Annotated in this window: 18 protein-coding genes; 8 read left to right on the top strand and 10 right to left on the bottom strand. The window is 66.7% G+C overall.

Annotation, left to right across the window (positions count from 1 at the left end):
- Window positions 1–33 precede the first annotated feature (33 nt).
- The gene (locus NL241_RS02875; RefSeq protein ID WP_494396709.1) at window positions 34–780 is read right to left on the bottom strand and encodes a 3-hydroxybutyrate dehydrogenase; all 747 of its coding nucleotides are present in this window, start codon (window positions 778–780) and stop codon (window positions 34–36) included.
- Window positions 777–2,123 carry an MFS transporter gene (locus NL241_RS02870; RefSeq protein WP_487696007.1) on the bottom strand — a complete coding sequence of 449 codons (1,347 nt, stop codon included), beginning with the start codon at window positions 2,121–2,123 and terminating at the stop codon, window positions 777–779. Before NL241_RS02870 ends, NL241_RS02875 begins: the two co-directional genes overlap by 4 nt.
- A 68-nt stretch (window positions 2,124–2,191) precedes the next feature.
- Between NL241_RS02870 and NL241_RS02865 the strand changes: the two genes are divergently transcribed.
- From NL241_RS02865 to NL241_RS02850, 4 genes are read left to right on the top strand one after another with little or no spacing between them, the layout of a single operon-like run.
- Entirely contained in the window at window positions 2,192–3,145 is a 954-nt protein-coding gene (locus tag NL241_RS02865; protein ID WP_494396708.1) for a LysR family transcriptional regulator, read from the top strand.
- Window positions 3,142–3,912 carry an alpha/beta fold hydrolase gene (locus NL241_RS02860; protein ID WP_494396707.1) on the top strand — a complete coding sequence of 257 codons (771 nt, stop codon included), beginning with the start codon at window positions 3,142–3,144 and terminating at the stop codon, window positions 3,910–3,912. The genes NL241_RS02865 and NL241_RS02860 overlap by 4 nt, the downstream gene beginning before the upstream one ends.
- Window positions 3,913–3,956: 44 nt before the next feature.
- Window positions 3,957–4,727: an alpha/beta hydrolase gene (locus NL241_RS02855; protein ID WP_487696010.1), complete on the top strand. Its 771-nt coding sequence runs from the start codon at window positions 3,957–3,959 to the stop codon at window positions 4,725–4,727.
- A gap of 9 nt (window positions 4,728–4,736) precedes the next feature.
- Complete coding sequence (locus NL241_RS02850; protein ID WP_487696011.1) at window positions 4,737–4,973, top strand: fibronectin-binding protein; 237 nt, start codon at window positions 4,737–4,739, stop codon at window positions 4,971–4,973.
- 64 nt (window positions 4,974–5,037) lie between these two features.
- Here the strand turns inward: NL241_RS02850 and hsaB are convergent, their stop codons facing one another.
- From hsaB to hsaA, 4 genes are read right to left on the bottom strand one after another with little or no spacing between them, the layout of a single operon-like run.
- Entirely contained in the window at window positions 5,038–5,604 is a 567-nt protein-coding gene (gene hsaB, locus NL241_RS02845) for a 3-hydroxy-9,10-secoandrosta-1,3,5(10)-triene-9,17-dione monooxygenase reductase subunit (RefSeq protein WP_487696012.1), read from the bottom strand.
- Window positions 5,605–5,620: 16 nt separating this feature from the next.
- Complete coding sequence (gene hsaC / locus NL241_RS02840; protein ID WP_494396706.1) at window positions 5,621–6,520, bottom strand: iron-dependent extradiol dioxygenase HsaC; 900 nt, start codon at window positions 6,518–6,520, stop codon at window positions 5,621–5,623.
- Window positions 6,517–7,407, bottom strand: coding sequence for a 4,5:9,10-diseco-3-hydroxy-5,9,17-trioxoandrosta-1(10),2-diene-4-oate hydrolase (hsaD, locus tag NL241_RS02835; RefSeq protein WP_487696014.1), 891 nt, complete (start codon window positions 7,405–7,407; stop codon window positions 6,517–6,519). The genes hsaC and hsaD overlap by 4 nt, the downstream gene beginning before the upstream one ends.
- Before the next feature lie 3 nt (window positions 7,408–7,410).
- Window positions 7,411–8,595, bottom strand: coding sequence for a 3-hydroxy-9,10-secoandrosta-1,3,5(10)-triene-9,17-dione monooxygenase oxygenase subunit (hsaA, locus tag NL241_RS02830; RefSeq protein WP_494396705.1), 1,185 nt, complete (start codon window positions 8,593–8,595; stop codon window positions 7,411–7,413).
- A gap of 160 nt (window positions 8,596–8,755) precedes the next feature.
- On the opposite strand from hsaA, the gene NL241_RS02825 reads away from it, so the two are divergent.
- The gene (locus NL241_RS02825) at window positions 8,756–9,820 is read left to right on the top strand and encodes a 2Fe-2S iron-sulfur cluster-binding protein (RefSeq protein WP_494396704.1); all 1,065 of its coding nucleotides are present in this window, start codon (window positions 8,756–8,758) and stop codon (window positions 9,818–9,820) included.
- Between the two features lie 21 nt (window positions 9,821–9,841).
- Window positions 9,842–10,414 (top strand): hypothetical protein, encoded by a 573-nt coding sequence (locus NL241_RS02820; RefSeq protein WP_487696017.1) that lies wholly within the window; start codon window positions 9,842–9,844, stop codon window positions 10,412–10,414.
- On the opposite strand, the gene NL241_RS02815 is transcribed toward NL241_RS02820, so the two are convergent.
- The 3 genes from NL241_RS02815 to NL241_RS02805 all read right to left on the bottom strand — a co-directional run bounded on the left by NL241_RS02815 (window position 10,411) and on the right by NL241_RS02805 (window position 15,214).
- The gene (locus NL241_RS02815) at window positions 10,411–12,378 is read right to left on the bottom strand and encodes a prolyl oligopeptidase family serine peptidase (RefSeq protein ID WP_494396703.1); all 1,968 of its coding nucleotides are present in this window, start codon (window positions 12,376–12,378) and stop codon (window positions 10,411–10,413) included. The genes NL241_RS02820 and NL241_RS02815 overlap by 4 nt on opposite strands.
- 76 nt (window positions 12,379–12,454) lie before the next feature.
- Window positions 12,455–13,075 (bottom strand): TetR/AcrR family transcriptional regulator, encoded by a 621-nt coding sequence (locus NL241_RS02810; RefSeq protein ID WP_487696019.1) that lies wholly within the window; start codon window positions 13,073–13,075, stop codon window positions 12,455–12,457.
- A gap of 24 nt (window positions 13,076–13,099) precedes the next feature.
- A complete protein-coding gene (locus NL241_RS02805) occupies window positions 13,100–15,214 on the bottom strand; it encodes an acyl-CoA dehydrogenase family protein (RefSeq protein ID WP_494396702.1) in 2,115 nt (704 codons plus the stop codon).
- Between the two features lie 223 nt (window positions 15,215–15,437).
- Between NL241_RS02805 and kstR the strand changes: the two genes are divergently transcribed.
- Window positions 15,438–16,118 carry a cholesterol catabolism transcriptional regulator KstR gene (gene kstR / locus NL241_RS02800; protein WP_494398230.1) on the top strand — a complete coding sequence of 227 codons (681 nt, stop codon included), beginning with the start codon at window positions 15,438–15,440 and terminating at the stop codon, window positions 16,116–16,118.
- A 4-nt stretch (window positions 16,119–16,122) separates the two neighbouring features.
- Window positions 16,123–16,866 carry a trehalose-phosphatase gene (gene otsB / locus NL241_RS02795; RefSeq protein WP_487696022.1) on the top strand — a complete coding sequence of 248 codons (744 nt, stop codon included), beginning with the start codon at window positions 16,123–16,125 and terminating at the stop codon, window positions 16,864–16,866.
- On the opposite strand, the gene NL241_RS02790 is transcribed toward otsB, so the two are convergent.
- A complete protein-coding gene (locus NL241_RS02790; RefSeq protein WP_494396701.1) occupies window positions 16,863–17,963 on the bottom strand; it encodes an Rv3575c family transcriptional regulator in 1,101 nt (366 codons plus the stop codon). The two genes, otsB and NL241_RS02790, sit on opposite strands and share 4 nt — an antisense overlap.
- Between the last annotated feature and the right edge of the window lies 1 nt (window position 17,964).

The raw sequence follows: 17,964 nt of genomic DNA, 5'->3' as shown, positions 1-17,964 counted from the left end.
CGCTGAGCGGTTACCAGCGCGCCGAAATCCCGACTAGCGGGCCGACCAGCCGCCGTCCATCGTGTAGGAGGCGCCGGTGACCATCCCGGCCGCCGGCGAGGCCAGCCAACCGACCAGCGCGGCAACCTCTTCCGGCTCGACCAGGCGCTTGATGGCGCTCTCGGTCAGCAGGATCTTGGACAGCACTTCGTCCTCGTCGATGCCGTGTGTGCGCGCCTGATCGGCGATCTGCTTGGTCACCAACGGGGTCCGCACATAACCTGGGTTGACGCAGTTGCTGGTCACCCCGTGCGAACCGCCCTCGAGCGCAGTCACTTTCGACAGCCCCTCGAGTCCGTGCTTGGCGGTCACATAAGCCACTTTGAACTCGCTCGCACGCAGCCCGTGCACCGACGAGATGTTGATGACGCGGCCGAACCCATGGGCGTACATGTGCGGCAGCGCCGCGCGGACCAACAGGAACGGCGCCTCCACCATCAACGTCTGGATCATCCGGAACTTCGCCGGATCGAACTCCTGGATGGGGTTGATGCTCTGCACGCCGGCGTTGTTGACCAGAACGTCGACGTCCAACGACAGCCCTTCGAGCGCGGTGACATCGAGAAGGTCCACCGCCCAAGCGGTCCCGTCGATCTCGTCGGCCACGGCCTTGGCGGCCGACTCGTCGATGTCGGCCACGGTGACCTTCGCGCCGCGGGTCGCGAGCTCGCGGGCACAGGCCGCCCCGATCCCACTGCCGCCGCCGGTGACCAGTGCCGACCTGCCCTGCAGCTCACTCATGCGTACGTCCTGGGTTCACCTTTGACGTCCTGGATGTCAGCGATGTCCAGCGACTTGAGATCGATTCCGTTGGTCTCCCGCACGAACACCACGGCGACCAGCGTCACCAGGCACGCCGCGGCGAGATAGATCGCGACCGGCACCGAGGAGTCGTAGATGTCCAGGAGCTTGACGGCGATCAGCGGCGCCAGCGAGCCGGCCACGATGGAGGTCACCTGGTAGCCCAGGGAGACACCGGAATAGCGCATCCGCGTCGGGAACATCTCGGCCATGATCGCCGGCTGCGGCGCGTACATCAGCGCGTGGAAGACCAGACCGATGGTGACCGCGGCGGTGACGACGACGTAGTTGCCGGTGTCCATCATCGGGAAGGCGAAGAAGCCCCATGTCGCGCCGACGATGGCACCGACCATGTACACCGGGCGCCGGCCGAAGCGGTCGGCCAGGTGCCCGACGAGCGGAACCACCGCGAAGTGCACGGCATGCGCCACCAGCAGGTACCACAGGATCGACGAGGTGTCGGCGCCCACCTGCACCTTGAGGTAGGTGATGGTGAACGTGACCACCAGGTAGTACATGATGTTCTCGCCGAAACGCAGGCCCATCGCGGTGAAAACGCCCCGCGGGTAACGCTTGAGCACCTCGACGACACTGAACGACGTCGACTTGATCCGTTCTGCCTCTTCCTGCGCCTGGACGAAGATCGGTGCGTCGGTGACCTTGGTGCGGATGTAGTAGCCGACGAGCACGACGACGGCCGACAGCCAGAACGCAACCCGCCAGCCCCAGGACAGGAACGCCGCATCCGACAACGTGGACGTCAGCACCAACAGGACGACGGTGGCCAACAGGTTGCCTGCGGGCACACCCGCCTGCGGCCAGCTGGCCCAGAAGCCACGCTGTTTGTCCGGGCTGTGTTCGGCGACCAGCAGGACGGCACCACCCCATTCGCCGCCCACTGCGAAGCCCTGGATGAACCGCAGCGCCACCAGCAACCCCGGCGCCCAGTAGCCGATCTGGCCGTACGTGGGCAGACACCCCATCAGGAAGGTGGCCGCGCCCACCAGGATCAAGCTGAACTGCAGCAGCTTCTTGCGGCCGTACTTGTCGCCGTAATGCCCGAACACCACACCGCCGAGGGGCCGCGCGATGAAACCGACGGCGTAGGTGGCGAATGCCAGGAAGATGGCGTTGAGCTCACTGGTGGTCTCCGAGAAGAACACCTTGCTGAACACCAGAGTGGCCGCGGTGCCGTACAGGAAGAACTCGTACCACTCCACAACGGTGCCGGCCATGGACGCCGCGACCACGCGACGCAGGCCGGTTGATATCGGCTGGCTCATCCCATCTCCCTCACTGTGATGCCCACCACAAACTCTGCTGAGTATTGATGCAGGTTCCCCTCTCCGCAATGACCAAACCCGCACCAACAATCTGCAAAAATGCAGAAATGCCTGGCACGCAGCGCATCAATGCCGACGATCTCCTGATCCTGCTCGCGGTCGGCCGCACCGGCCGCTACATATCCGCCGCCGACGAACTCGGGCTGAACCACACCACGATCGCCCGCCGCATCGGAGCCCTGGAACAGGGACTGGGTGGCCGGGTCCTGGCCCGGGTCGCCGGCAGCTGGGAGCTGACCGAACTGGGGCGCCAAGCGCTGGCCGCCGCCGAGACGGTCGAGTCGGCGGTGCGGTCACTGTCAGCACCCGACGGCGCCGAGCGCACGCTGGAAGGCGTGGTGCGGATGTCGGCGACCGACGGTTTCAGCGCCTACATCGCCGCACCGGCGGCGGCCGCCGTGCAACGTCGCCATCCGGGTATCGCCGTCGAGATCGTCGCGGCCACCCGTCGAGCCACCCAGCAGCGTTCCGGCCTCGACATCGAGGTGGTGGTGGGCGAGCCACAGGTGCACCGCGCGCAGGCCATCCCCCTGGGCGACTACCGGCTCGGGCTCTACGGCGCGACCGAGTACCTGGCCGCCCGCGGCGTACCGGAGTCCGTCGCCGACCTGACCGAGCATCGGCTGATCTACTTCATCGACTCCATGCTGCAGGTCGATGACCTGGACCTGGCCCGCACCTTCGCCCCGGTCATGCGGGAATCTGTCTCCTCCACCAACGTGTTCGTGCATGTCGAGGCCACCCGGGCCGCCGCGGGTCTGGGGCTGCTGCCCTGCTTCATGGCAGACCGGCACGATGACCTGACGCGGGTGCTGACCCGCACAGTGGCGATTCAGCTCAGCTATTGGCTGGTGGCCCGCGCCGAAACGCTGCGCAGGCCCGAGGTCGGTGCGTTTGTCGACGCGATTCGCGCCCGTGTGCACGAACAACACGACGTCCTGCTGGGTATCAGGGGTTTATGAAATATCTGCGCACCGGTTCGGGCGCTCCGCTCCTGCTCATTCATGGCATCTCCCACCTGCACAACTGGGATCCTGTTGTTCCCGCACTGGCCCGGGAACGCGAGGTTTTCGCCGTGGACCTGCCCGGCTTCGGTAACAGTCCCCCGCTGGCCGGCGAGGTGACGATCGCCTCGCTCACCGATGCCGTCGAGCAGTTCATCACCGATCAGGGGTTGCCTGATGTAGACGTCGTCGGTAGCTCGATGGGTGCGCGGATGGCGCTGGAACTGGCCCGGCGCGGGCACCGCGGCGCCGTGGTGGCTCTGAACCCGGGCGGTTTCTGGTCCGATGCCGAGGTCCGCTATTTCGGGGCGACGGTCATGCCGTCGATCGCGTTGGTGCGCCACATCCAACCGCTGCTGCCGGCCCTGGTGAGCAACGCGGTGGGACGCACCGCCCTGCTGACGCAGTTCTCCGCCAGGCCGTGGGCCCTGAGTTCGGATCTGGTGCTGCAGGAACTACGCAATTTCGCCTCGTCACCGAGCATCCGCGACGCGCTGCGCGCACTGGTGCACGGCCCTCGACAACAGGGAGGGCCCGTGCACGACCGCGTGGTGATCGGGTGGGGTCGCAAGGACCGGGTGACATTTCCCCGCCAGGCCGCGCGGGCTCTGGAGTTGTTTCCGGATGCCCGGCTGCACTGGTTCTCCCGCTCCGGGCATTTCCCGCATTGGGATCAGCCCTCCGAGACCGTACGGCTGATCCTGGATTCCACCGGGTCTTCCTGAGCCGAAGTCTTGCGGTGCCACCGGTCGCCTGGTGCAGTCGGTGCATGCCGCACTTCGACTCTGATCACGGCCGGTTCTACTACCGGCACTGGGCTGCCACTGACCCGCGCGCCGCGGTGGTCTTCCTGCACGGTTTCGGCGAGAACACCTCGCTGTATCACCGGCTGGGCTTCACACTCAACGCTGCGGGGCTCGACCTCTGGGCCGTGGATCAGTTGGGCCACGGGCTGAGCCCGGGCGAGCGCGGGAACTTCGGCCGCATCGCAGACAGTGCGAGGCTGGCCGAGCAGCTGACGGGGCTGGCCGAGGAGGCAACCCCGGGGATTCCGCTTGTCTTGCAGGGGCATTCGTTCGGCGCGGCGGTGTCGTTGTCGATCCTGTTGGACAAGCCGGACCGGTATGTCGCCGCGGTGGTGTCCGGCGCCCCTCTGGTGCCGGTCCCCGAGCTGCTTGATGCGAACACCAGTTTCGAACTCGATCTGGCGTTGTTGTCGACGGACCCGTTCTACCTCGACGCGCTTGAGAACGACCCGCTGGGATTCGAAGATGCCGACGGCGGCGCGCTGGCCCGCGCACTCGACACCATCTGGGACAGCCTCGGCTCGACGCTGCCGGCTCTGACGGTGCCGACGCTGGCGGTGCACGGCTCGATCGACGCGATCGCACCGGTGGGCGCGGTCCGGGCGTACGCCGACCAGATCGACGCATTGGAATTGGTGGAGTTTCCCGGCGGCCGCCACGACATCCTGAACGAGTCGGTGCACCAGGAGGTGGCCGCCACCATCATCGAGTTCATCGACCGGGTGGTGGGCTAAGCTCGCCGGATGCTGCGACGGATTGGCATCCTCACCGGCGCGTGCGCGCTGATCGGCGGCGTGCTGGCCGCTCCTGTGTCGGCCGAGCCGATGCCGCCGTGCGAGTTCGGCCTGTCATTCCTGTGCAGCCTGCTGCCCATCGCGCCCGGCCTTGAAGGCGATATCGACCTGACCCACGATGTGCCGCCGGCGAACTCGCTGCCCGAGGATCAGGTGGCCGACCCGTGCGCGCTGGGGTGCATCTGACCGGCTACTTCCTTCAGTCCGGCCCTCTCTTCCCGACTCGTCCCTCGCCGGCTCGTCGACCGGACTAGAGCCAGGTGTCGGGTGTGGTGGCGGTGATGAACGCCTCCAGATCGTCACGCCACTGCGCGGGAGAATTCTTGTCGGGCTCGATACCGGTGTACTCGCCGCGGTAGAACAGCAACGGCCGCGGTTTGACCTTCGGCACCTCCGAGAGGGAGTGCACCGAGCCGAACACCACGAAGTGATCGCCGCCGTCGTGCACCGACGCCACCGTGCACTCGATGTGCGCCAACGCTCCCTCGATGATCGGCGATCCCAATTTTCCTGGGCGCCAGTCGATTCCGGCGAACTTGTCCGGCTCCTTCGAGCCGAAGCGTGCCGAGACCTGCTTCTGCTTCTCGGTCAGGATGTTGACACAGAACTGGCCGCTGGCCTCGATCGCCTGCCAGGAGCGCGAGACCTTGGTGGGGCAGAACAGCACCAGCGGCGGATCCAGGGACAGCGCGGCAAACGACTGGCAGGCGAAACCGATGGGCTGCTCGTCGGTGACGGTGGTGATGATCGTGATGCCCGTGCAGAACTGCCCCAGGACGTGGCGGAACGTCCGTGGGTCGATCCCCGGTGTGCTCATCAGGAGAAAGCCGTGGCTACTTGAAGCCGACGCTGAAGTCGTGCCCCCACAGGCTGACCGCGGTGCTCTCGCGGGCCACCCAGTTGTCGTCGTCGACTTCGAGCCCCTCGCAGCCGAACTCGATGTCGAACCCGCCGGGTGTCTTCATGTAGAACGACAGCATCTTGTCGTTGACGTGCCGGCCAAGGGTGGCAGACATCTTCACCTTGCGTCGCAGCGCACGGTCCAGGCACAGGCCCACGTCGTCGGCTTCACCCACCTCGACCATCAGATGGACGATTCCGCTGGGCGTCTCCCCCGGCATGAACGCGAGGCTGTGATGGCGAGGATTGACACCGAGGAAGCGCAGCCACGCCGGCGCACCGTCGGCGGGCCGGCCCACCAGCTGAGGAGGCAGCTTCATCGAGTCGCGCAAGAAGAAGCCCAGCACGTCGCGGTAGAAGTGCAGCGTCTCGGCGTCGTCACGGGTGGTCAGGACGACATGGCCGAGCCCTTGCTCCTCGGTGACGAACGTGTGTCCGTAGGGGCTGACCACCCGGCGGTGCTCGAGCGCCACTCCGTGGAAGACCTCGAGCGTGTTGCCCGACGGGTCGTCGAAGATGATCATCTCGTCCACGCGACGGTCGGCCAGCTGCGTTGCGGTGGCCTCCTTGTAGGGGGTGCCCTCGACGTCCAGGCGTTGCCGAATGTCCTGCAGTGCCGCGGCATTCGCGGTCTCCCAGCCGGATTCCAGGAGGCGGTCGTGCTCACCGGGCACGATGATCAGGCGGGCCGGGAATTCGTCCATCCGCAGATACAGCGCCCCATCGGTCTCCCCCTTGCCCTCGACCATACCGAGGACCTTCAAGCCGTATTCACGCCACGCAGCGACATCGGTGGACTCGATGCGCAGATACCCAAGCGATTTGATCGTCATGACTCGGCTCCCAGGAAATCGATGGTGAGCTTGTTGAATTCGTCGAACTTCTCCAGCTGCGCCCAGTGTCCGCACTGTCCGAACACGTGCAGCTGAACGCGCGGAATCTGCTTGAGCGCCACCAGCGCACCGTCGAGCGGGTTCACCCTGTCCTCGCGCCCCCAGATGAGGAGCACCCGCTGGCGCAGCTTGTACACCTCGCGCCACATCATGCCGAGCTCGAAATCAGGTCCGGCGAACGACTTGCCCATCGCCTTGGTGGCGGCCAGCGATTCGGGGGTGCTGGCGATCTGGAACCGCTCCTCGACCAACTCGGGAGTGATCAGGCCTTGATCGAACACCATGATGCGCAGGAACTTCTCGATGTTCTCGCGCGTCGGGTCCTGGGCGAACCGGCCCAGCAGCTTGACGCCCTCGGTGGGGTCGGGGGCGAACAGGTTGACACTCAGTCCGCCGGGCCCCATCAACACCAACCGGCCGGCCCGCTTCGGGTTGTCCAGAGCGAAACGCACCGCCGTGCCCCCGCCGAGTGAATTGCCGACCAGCGCGGCTCGCTCGATGCCCAGATGATCGAACAGGTTCAGCAGCGCGGTGGCGCTGTAGCGGTTGTACTGCTCGTGCTCGGTGTGCTTGTCGGACAAGCCGTAGCCGGGCTGGTCGACGGCCAGGACGTGGAAGTGCTTGGCCAGCACCGCGATGTTGCGGCTGAAGTTCGACCAGCTCGAGGCACCGGGACCACCCCCGTGCAAGAGCACCACCGTTTGCGAATTGCCCACTCCCGCTTCGTGGTAGTGCAGCTTCATGTCCTCCCGGACCTGCGCATACCGCGAGGTGGACTCGAAGGTGATCTCTTGCTGCTGGGCGGCTTCGGCGGCGAAGGACGTCATGGCTCAGACCATCGTGTCTGCGGGCGGGAGACCGAACTCGTCGTTACCGAAGATCAGGTACGCCCGCTCGGGTTCGTTGGCGGCATGCACCCGGCCGGCGTGGGCGTCGCGCCAGAATCGCTGCACGGGCTGATCCAGGTTCAGCGCGGTGGCACCGGAGGCCTCGAACAGCAGGTCGATCGAGGCGATGGCGCGCGCGGTGGCACGCACCTGGTCGCGACGGGCGCGGGCGCGCAGGCTGAACGGAATGTCTTTGCCCGCGCTCAGCAACGCGTACTCGTCGCTGACATTGCCGGACAGCTGACGCCAGGCGGCGTCGATGTCGCTGGCCGCCTCGGCGATGCGGATCTTGGCAAACGGATCGTCCTTCGACTTCTCTCCCGCGAACGCCGCCCGCACGCGCTTGCCCTGATGCTCGACGTGCGCGTCGTAGGCCCCGTAGGCCATTCCGACGATGGGCGCCGAAATGGTCGTGGGATGCATTGTGCCCCAAGGCATCTTGTATACCGGCGCGGTGTTCTGCTGATAGCCGCCCGCGGTGCCGTCGTTCATTGCCTTGTAGGACAGGAAGCGGTGGCGCGGTACGAAGACGTCCTTGACCACCACGGTGTTGCTACCAGTCGCTTTGAGTCCCACGACATTCCACACGTCGTCAATCCGGTAGTCGGTGCGCGGGATCAGGAAGCTGCCGAAGTCGACCGGCCGCCCATCCTTGATCACTGGGCCGCCCAGGAATGCCCACACCGCGTGGTCGCACCCCGACGACCACTGCCAGGCGCCACTGACCTTGTACCCGCCGTCGACCACCTCACCGGCGCCCATGGGAGCGTAGGACGAGGAGACCCTGACCGTCGGATCATCACCCCAGACTTCTTCCTGGGCCTGCTGATCGAACAGCGCGAGGTGCCAGTTGTGCACGCCGATGATCGATGAGACCCAGCCGGTGGACCCACACGCGGTGGCCAGTCGTCGGACGGCTTCGTAGAACAGTGCCGGATCCGCCTGGAAGCCATCCCACTGCTCGGGTTGCAGCAGTTTGAAGAAACCCACCTCATTGAGGTCGTTGATGGTGTCGTCGGGCAGCCGGCGGAGTTCTTCGGCAGCTTGGGCGCGTTTGGCGATCAGGGGGAGCAGATCGTCGATACCGGCCAAGACCGACTGCGCGTCACGTTGTTGAATGGAAGTCACTGCATTTCCTCCCGAGGGGTGCGGGACCCGTAAACATCTGGGACCAAGACTAGAACACGTTACGATTTGTGTCGAGAACCGTGCACGTGCAGCGGCTGGACCTGCGAAGGTGCATTTCTGTAACCTGTTCTAGTTATTACCCGGCGATGAGGAGGGTGCAGTGGCGACGGACGAGCCGCTCGGCAGCCATGTACTGGAGCTCGAGATCGCCGACGTCATCGCCGAGACCGAGGATGCCCGGTCGTTGGTGTTCAAGGTCCCCGACGGTGCCGACGTACCGGTGGAACGGTTGCGGTACACCCCCGGCCAGTTCTTGACTCTGCGAGTACCCAGCGACCGCACCGGATCGGTGGCACGCTGCTACTCGCTGTGCAGCTCTCCGCACACCGACTCCGCACTGACCGTCACCGTCAAACGCACCGTCGAGGGATACGCTTCGAACTGGCTCTGCGACAACGCACACGCCGGGATGAAGATGCACGTGCTCGCCCCGTCGGGCACGTTCGTGCCCAAGTCGCTCAAGGGCGATTTCCTGCTGATCGCCGCGGGCAGCGGTATCACCCCGATGATGGCGATCTGCAAGTCCGCGCTGTCGGAGGGCGACGGACAGGTGACCCTCCTGTACGCCAACCGCGACGAGAAATCGGTGATCTTCGCCGAGGAGTTGCGTGAACTGGCGGCGAAATACCCCGACCGGCTGTCGGTGATCCACTGGCTGGAGTCGGTGCAGGGCCTGCCCTCTGTCGCGGCGCTGACGCGGTTGGCGGACCCGCACACCTCGCGGCAGGCGTTCATCTGCGGGCCCGGCCCGTTCATGGCTGCCGCAGAGGAGGCGCTGCGGGCCCTCGGGATGCCCGACCAGCAGGTCCACATCGAGGTGTTCCGTTCCCTGGACACCGATCCTTTTGCCGCGGTCGAGCTCGAGGAACCCGAAGAGGGCGCAGAGGCGCCGGCCACCGCTGTGGTGACGTTGGACGGCACGACCCATGAGCTCAGTTGGCCGCGCAATGCCAAGCTGCTCGATGTCCTGCTGAACAAAGGCCTCGATGCGCCGTTCTCCTGCCGCGAGGGCCACTGCGGCGCGTGCGCGGTGTTGAAGAAGAGCGGCGAGGTCAGCATGGAGATCAACGATGTCCTGGAACCGTCGGATCTCGAAGAGGGGCTGATCCTGGGTTGCCAGGCGCTGCCGGCATCGGATTCCGTCGAAGTGACCTACGACGAATGACGACGGGATAGTTTCGTGCAGATGAAGCGGCTCTTGGCGATTCCCGCGGCGCTTGCTGCGGTCATGCTCGCGCAGCCCGCGTCGGCCGGCGCCGCCTCCGATTCGGGGATGTCGTCCTTCCCGGTCGACGCGGCAACTCAGGTGGAAATGCATGTCAACGCCAACTGCGTGCCCGCCGAAGCCAGGTGTTACTTCGACACCCAGGCCAACCTGATGACACCCACCGGGCCAACGGGATTTCCCGGCGACTTCTGGGCCCGGCAGACCATCACCCTGCGCAGCAACGATCGCAATGTCTGGCAGGAAGCCGAGTACAGCGCTCCGGCCGGAATGCCACGAGAGACCAAGGGCGCCAACCACAACAACGTTCTGTCCCGGATGCTGAAGAACCCGAGCGGTGTCGAGATCTCGGTGACCTATTTCGGCGGTGGGCCACTGGAGCGGTTCCGCGTGGACGGCAGTTCGGTGCCCACCGATTGGAAGACCGGCCGGCCCAACACCGCTGCCGACTTCATCGTCTGCTCCCAGATCCAGGTCGTCTACGGCGGGCACAACGTCACCACCCGCGGGGCGTGCGGCCAGACTTCGTTCTAGAAGCGCAGCTCGAGCCCCGTGTGCGTCGCACAGAACGCGAGGATTTCGGTGAGCCGCCGGGCGGACTCGATGGCCCCCTGCGCACCGTGGCCCTGATCGGCGTGCACCCGCAGCAGGATCGGCGCGTCGCCGGAGTGCACACTGTCGAGCTTGTCGACGAGTAACCGCGCATGGCCGGCCGGGCAGCGCGGGTCGTTGGCGCCGGCGATCACCAACGTCGGCGGGTAGTCGGCAGGTTGTGCGTTGACCACCGGGTCGATGGCCTCCATCCAGCTCCGCTCCGCGGGGATCCTCGGGTCGCCGTACTCGTCGCGACCGATGGCGTAGGTCAGTGCAGAGCGGTCCATGTTGACCAGGTCGGTGATCGGCACATCCGACACCACCGCGGCCCACAGGTCGGGGCGCTGCGTCAACGCGACCGCGGTGAGCAGGCCGCCGTTGCTGGCGCCGTAGATCGCGAGGTGCTCACTGCTGGTCCAGCCCAGCTCGATGAGTTTCTCGGCCACAGCGTAGAAGTCGTTGAAGGTGTTCTGTTTCTGATCGCGGTGACCGGCACGCCACCAATCGGCACCGTACTCACCGCCGCCGCGCAGATGTGCCAGAACGTAGATACCGCCGGCCTCCAGCCAGGCGGCATGGCCGTTGACGTACGCGGGCGGATTCGCCAGACGGAAACCGCCGTAGCCGGTCAGGAACGTCGGGTTCGGCCGGGTCAAGTCGAGGTCGGCGCGATGGATGACGTGTGCCGGGATCTCAACGCCGTCCGCGGAGACCGCGGTGAGGTAGCGGACGGTCATGTTCTCCAGGACCAACGCCGGGGCCTCCAGGCATTCCAGCCGTCGATCGCCGAGTTGGTAGCGGTAGATCCCCGGCGAGGTGGCGAGGTCGGAGTACAGGAACGTCAGCTCGTCGGTACCACGCGCGAACGCCGGCAGGGCCGGGTGAGCGGCCCGCTCGGTTACCGCTCCCACCCCGCCCCGTCCGGGCAACGGCACTTCGGTGCGCTCGCCGGTGGACAGGTCGATGACGTCGATCGCCGCGCTGCACTCACGTAGGCTCGCCACTACCATCGTGTCGCCGAAGATCTCGAAATCGAGCACGGTGTGCGCACTTTCGGCGAGCAGCTCCGACCAGGTACCTGGATCGCCGGAGGTGCCGAGCGGGACGCGCACGATGCGGTTGCGCGGCGCGTCGTTGTCGGTGAGCGCGTAGATCATCTCGTCGGCGATGACACAGCGGAAAACGCCGGGCACCCCTTCGAACACACGCATCACCTGAAGATCTTTGGTGATGAGATGGTCGACACGCACCTCGGTGTTGCCGGTGACGACGGCGACGTAGTGACCGTCCTTGGAGACCTTGGGAACGGGAAACGACAGGTCCTCCGGCAGCGGGGCCGCCCAGTCCGATGCCGGCTCCCCGAGGATGAACCGGCGAATCGGCATCCGCACGGTGTCAGCTGTGACATCCCTTGTGGCACACCAGAATCCTGAACCATCAGGCAGCCATGAGGGCTCGAAGCAGACGTTCCACGGCACCTGGTCGGGCAAGCGCTCACCGCTGGCCACGTCCACCAGGAAGACCTCGTTGACCTCGGCGCCCTGGGCGGTGATCGAGTAGGCCACCACCGCACCGTCCGGCGACGGTGATACCCACCCCAGAGAGATCGGCAACCCATCGGCTGCGATATGGCCATTCGGATCGACCAGGATCAGCGGTCGGCCGTCGACGGCGTCACGGACAGTGATCGCGGGCAGTTCCGCGGTGGAGTCCAGGCGCGCCAGCTGAAACCAGAATCGGCCGGCCCGGATCGGCGTCCACCTGCTCGCGGCGTCCGAGTACCGCAGAACCGAGGCTTCGAGGCCGGCGAAGCCGTTGACCGCGTGCAGTGCGGCCACCGCCTCGGCGGAGCGTTGCACCTGCCAGTGCAGGGCGGCGGGGTTGTCGGTGCGCAGATCGATCACGGGGCTCCTCCCATCGAGGTGACAGCCCAAGTTTGTGTCGACCCAAATTATTTGTCAACACCCAAAGTTTTGCGTTTCACTTCGGCCAGGCTCGCTCCAGCCGCACGAACACCTCGTCCAGACGCTCGGCGATGTCGGCCGTCGTCCACTCCTCGGTGACCTCCGAAAGCAGGACCGACAGCGCCGCCACCGTCGCGTGGGCGGCCATTCGTGCCTGCAGGGCCGACCAGTCCGGGGCGCGGTCGGCGTACAAAGCCGCGAGCGTCTCTCCGGTGTCGTGGTTGATGCGCAGATACGAACCCCACAGTGCCGGATCGGATCGGACGGCCGTGAGAAAGCGCACCGTCTCGGCAGCCTCGAACACGGCGCCACTGTCGGCGCCGTCGCGAATCAGGTTGAGCAGCGCGGTGAACGGACCTTCGTCGGTGGGCCGCGTCGCCAGCAGCGTCGCCAGGTTGGTGGCGCTGGCCAGTTCGGCGACCACGGCGTCGAGCAGGTCGGATTTGGTCTTGAAATAGTTGAAGACGGTCGTGTCGGAGACACCGGCGAGCTCGGCGACCTCCACCATGGACGTGCCCGCGGCGCCGTCGCGTGTCATCAGCAGCTGAGCGGCTCGCAGGATCGCTTCGCGTGTCTGCTGGCGATTGCGGTCACGAAGACTCATCCGTGGCGTGGCACTGCCCCCACTGGTCGGCATCGTGTGAGCATAGGGTGCCAGAGGTTACCGCGGCAGCCCCAGCAGACGCTCGCCGGCGACGGTCAACAGAATCTGTTCGGTGCCACCGGCGATGGTCAGGCAGCGGGTGTTGAGGAAGTACCGCACCTCGGGATTGTCGACTAACCCGCCGCCGGGGGTCAGCTCCATGACCCGTTCGGCCAGCGCTTGCCGGTACCGCACGCCGACGAGCTTGCGCACACTGGACTGCGCACCCGGATCCCTACCCCCGACCGCCATCTCGGCGATCCGCTGATCGAGCAGCGACCCGATCTGCGCGGCAACGATCAACTGTCCCAACGAATCCTGTTCGGCCACATCCAGTTCGAGATCGCCGACGGCACCGATCAGATCTTCCATGCCCTTGTCGAGCTTGCCACCGCCGCCCATCGCCACACGTTCATTGGCCAGCGTGGTGCGGGCCAGCGGCCACCCGCCGTCGACCGGACCGATGACCAGTTCATCGGGTACGAACACGTCATCGAGGAACACCTCGTTGAACAGTGCCTCGCCGGTGATCTCCCGCAACGGCCGGATCAGCAGGCCGGGAGCGCTCATGTCCACGACGAAGTAGGTGATGCCCTTGTGCTTCGGGGCGTCCGGGTTCGTTCTGGCCAGACACACCGCCCAATTCGCCTTCTGCGCGTTGGAAGTCCACACCTTTTGTCCGGTGAGCAGCCAACCACCCTCGGCGCGAACGGCTTTGGTGCGCAGTGCGGCCAAGTCGGAACCGGCGCCCGGCTCGGAGAACAGCTGACACCAGTAGATCTCCCCGGACAGCGTGCCCGGGATGAACCGCTCGATCTGCTCAGGGGTGCCGTGCTCGAGGATGGTGGGCGCGGCCCACCAGCCGATCGAGATGTCCGGGCGGTCCACGTCCGCCGAGGCCAGCTCCTCGTCGATCAGCAGCTGCACCGCGGGCGAGGCTTCGCGGCCGAACGGCTTGGGCCAGTGCGGCGCGTAGAGGCCCGCCTCGGCCAGGGCGGCCTGACGTTGTTCGACGGGCAGGGCGGCGATCTCGGCGACCTCGGCCGCGATACCGGGCCGCTGATCCTCGACGTCGCTGAGATCGATGCCGAGCCGGCGGCGCACCCCGGCGGTGGTCAACTCGGCGACCCGCCGCGACCACGCCGCGCGCCCGCCCAGCAACTGGCCGATGGCGTAGGCCCGGCGGAAGTACAGATGCGCGTCGTGCTCCCAGGTGAAACCGATCCCGCCGAGGACCTGGATGCAGTCCTTGGTGTTGCGGATGGCGGCATCGATGCACGTGGTGGCGGCCACGGCCGCGGCAATGGCGAGCTGGTCGTGATCGGCCTCGTCCGCGGCACGCGCGGCGTCGGACGCGGTGATGGCAGCTTGCTCGGAGCGCAGCAGCATCTCGGCGCAGATGTGCTTGACGGCCTGGAAGCTGCCGATCGGCTTGCCGAACTGTTCCCGCACTTTGGCGTACTCGGTCGCTGTGGTCAGCGCGTAGCGCGCGATGCCCGCCGCCTCGGCGGCGAACACCGTGGCAACCAGGTCGCGAAACCGGGTGGCCGAGACCGACAGCGGGGTGGCCGGAGCCGATGTCAGCGTGACCCGGCCGAGTTGGCGGGAGAAGTCGGTGGGCGTCAGCAACTCGACGTCCACCCCGCCCGCGCGCGCGTCCACCAGGACCCACTGGCTCCCGGCGGGCACCAGCAGCACGGCGTCGGCGTCCGCGCCGAGCACGTGGTCGACGCTGCCGGAGACGGTGCCGTCCTCCAGCGTGAGGTCGGCCGTCAAGGCCAGTGCGGCGGCACGGTCGCCGCCGGCCAGGGCTTCCAGCAGCGTTGCGTCCTCGACCACCAGGGTGGCCACCGCCGTCGGGGCGACGGGACCGGGTACCAGCGCGGCAGCAGCTTCGTCGATCATGGCGCACAGGTCACCGATGCTGCCGCCGGCACCACCGGCCTCTTCCGGAACCGCCACGCTGAACAGCCCCAGTTCCGTCAGGCCGGCGAACACCGGCCGCCACGCGTCCGGCTTGCCCTGCTCGATGTCACGGATGGCCGCGATGGCGCCGGAACTGGCCGCCCAGCTACGCACAAGCTCCCGCGCAGCTAACTGTTCGGCCGCTCCCGCGCCAGAAACTCCAGACACCGCACACTCCTTGGTTTCGCAGCAGTTGACCGGTGCGGCCCACTAGAACGTGTTCTAATAGTGCCAGTGATCGCACGTCAAGTCGACCACTGTTGCAGCAGTACACAGACGACTCTCACGGATGTCTCGGGGGCGCGGGGGTGAGAATTTCAAGTCCGCGATGCGTATCGTTTCAATCGATACGTGAGAAGAAGGAGCTGTCGGCCGCATGTCCCAGGCCTCTATGCCAGCGCAAACCGCGTCAGTTCAGGCGAAAGCGGACCAGAAGTCCGCGGCACAACCGCGTGAGGTTCTGACGGTGGCAGTCCTGTCCGAGTCGGAACTCGGATCCGAAGCGCAGCGCGAGCGCCGTAAACGCATCCTCGACGCCACCATGGCGATCGCCTCCAAGGGCGGTTACGAGGCCGTGCAGATGCGGGCCGTCGCCGACCGCGCCGACGTGGCCGTGGGCACGCTGTACCGGTACTTCCCGTCGAAGGTGCACCTGCTGGTCTCTGCCCTGGGGCGGGAGTTCGAGCGCATCGACGCCAAGACCGACCGCAGCCCGGTCGCCGGCGGCAGCCCCTACGAGCGGCTCAACTTCATGGTGAGCAAGCTGAACCGCGCGATGCAGCGCAACCCGCTGCTCACCGAGGCGATGACCCGCGCCTACGTGTTCGCCGACGCGTCCGCCGCAGGTGAAGTTGATCACGTGGAGAAGATCATCGACTCGATGTTCGCCCGCGCGATGGCCGACGGTGAACCCAGTGAAGACCAGTTCCACATCGCCCGCGTGATCTCCGATGTGTGGCTGTCGAATCTGCTGGCCTGGTTGACACGACGCGCATCCGCTACCGACGTGAGCAAACGCCTGGACCTGGCGGTGCGACTGCTGATCGGTGACGGAGAGCACCCGAAGATCTGACCCGGTGAGCCTCCCCGAAGACCTCACCGCTGCCCTGACCCGGGTGGCGCGGGTTCCCCGACTGCTCGTCGCTTGCGACTTCGACGGCACCCTGGCGCCGATCGTCAACCATCCTGGTGACGCCCGTCCGCTGCCCGCGGCTGCCGATGCCCTGCGTGAACTGGCCACGCTGCCGGCGACGTCGGCGGCTCTGATCTCCGGCCGGGCCCTGGCGGATCTGGGCACGCTGTCCGGTCTGACCGGCGCGGTCCACCTGGTCGGCAGTCACGGCGCGGAATTCGAGACCGGTTTCGGCCATGAGATCGACACCGCGCTGCTGCAGACCATCACCGATGAGCTGACGGCCATCGCGGCGCGCCATCCGGGCGTCACGGTGGAACCCAAGCCCGCCAGCGTCGCCCTCCATGTGCGCAATGCCGCCCCGGCCGACGGGGAGGCCGCGCTGGCCGCTGCGCGTGCGGCGGGAACCGGCTGGAGCGCGCAGCAGACCGAGGGCAAGGCCGTCCTGGAATTCGCGGTGATCACCACCGACAAGGGGGAAGCGCTCGACATCCTGCGCGACCGCGACACCGCCGACGCCGTGGTGTTCTTCGGCGACGACGTGACCGACGAGAAAGCGTTCCGGCGCCTGCGCGGCGGCGATGTGGGGGTCAAGGTCGGTCCCGGTGACACCGCTGCCACTCACCGCGTGTCCACCCCCGAGGACGTGGCGGCCGCGCTGGAGTTCCTGCTGAGCCGACGCCGCTAGCCGGGCGGGCCGGCGGTGCGGCCACGGATCAGCTCGGTGGGCAACACGTCGATCACCGGCAACCCATCCCGTGGCGGATTGTGTAGCAAAGCCCCTGCCCGCCTGCCCTTTTCGAAGCTCGGCTGCGACACGGTGGCCAGCCCGCGTTTGACGGCTTCGGGGATGCCGTCGAACCCGGTGACGGTGACCTGTCCGGGTACGTAGATACCGCGGGCCCTCAGGTAATCCATCGCCGACAGCGCCAGCACGTCGGCGGTGCACATCAACGCGGTGATGCGCGGATTGCGTTGCAGTGCCAGCTCGGCCGCGGCGCCGCCGGACGTCGGACCGTGTTCATAGCTCTCGATGACCGTCAGATTGTCCGGATCGAGCCCGGCCGCCGTCATGGCGTCCTGCACCCCGCCGATTCGCTCGCATTGCACGTGAAAGAGCTTGTCGGCCAGCCGATCCCGTTCCGCAACGGCGACCAGGCTGTCGGCTTTGCCGGGTTCCCGGCCGAGCCGCATCGTCAGCAGACCGATCTCCCGGTGTCCGAGCCCGATCACGTAATCGGCCATCTCGCGCATGGCGGCGCGGTCGTCGATACACACCAGCGACGTCCCAGGGACGTCGCGAGGCTGATCGACCAGTACCACCGGCAGCCGTCGGTCCAGCACCGACTGCAGGTACGGGTCGTCATCGGCGGCGGAGTAGACCACGAAGCCGTCCACTCCGGCCGACAACACCGCGCTGGCCCCCTCGGCCACACTGCGGCTGGGGCTGACCGCGACCAGCAGCAGCCCCTGCCCCACCTCTTCACACGATTCCGCCAGCCCGGCGACGAAGTTCAGCGCGGCGGGATCGCTGAAGGAATAGGTCAGCGGTTCGATGATGACCAACCCGACCGCTCCCGCTTTACGGGTGCGCAGTGACCGCGCCACCGGGTCGGGACCGGCGTACCCCAGTCGCTTGGCGGTGGCGAAGATCCGCTCCCGCAAATCGGACGACAGCTGGTCCGGGCGGTTGTAGGCATTGGAGATCGTGGTGCGCGAGACCTTGAGCTCGGCGGCCAGCGAAGCCAGAGTGGCCCGCCTGCGCGGAGCCGGACTTCTGGACATG

Source organism: Mycolicibacterium sp. SMGY-1XX (assembly GCF_059132455.1).
The sequence above is the reverse complement of the archived record's forward strand: the minus strand, read 5'-3'. Positions and strand labels throughout refer to the sequence as shown.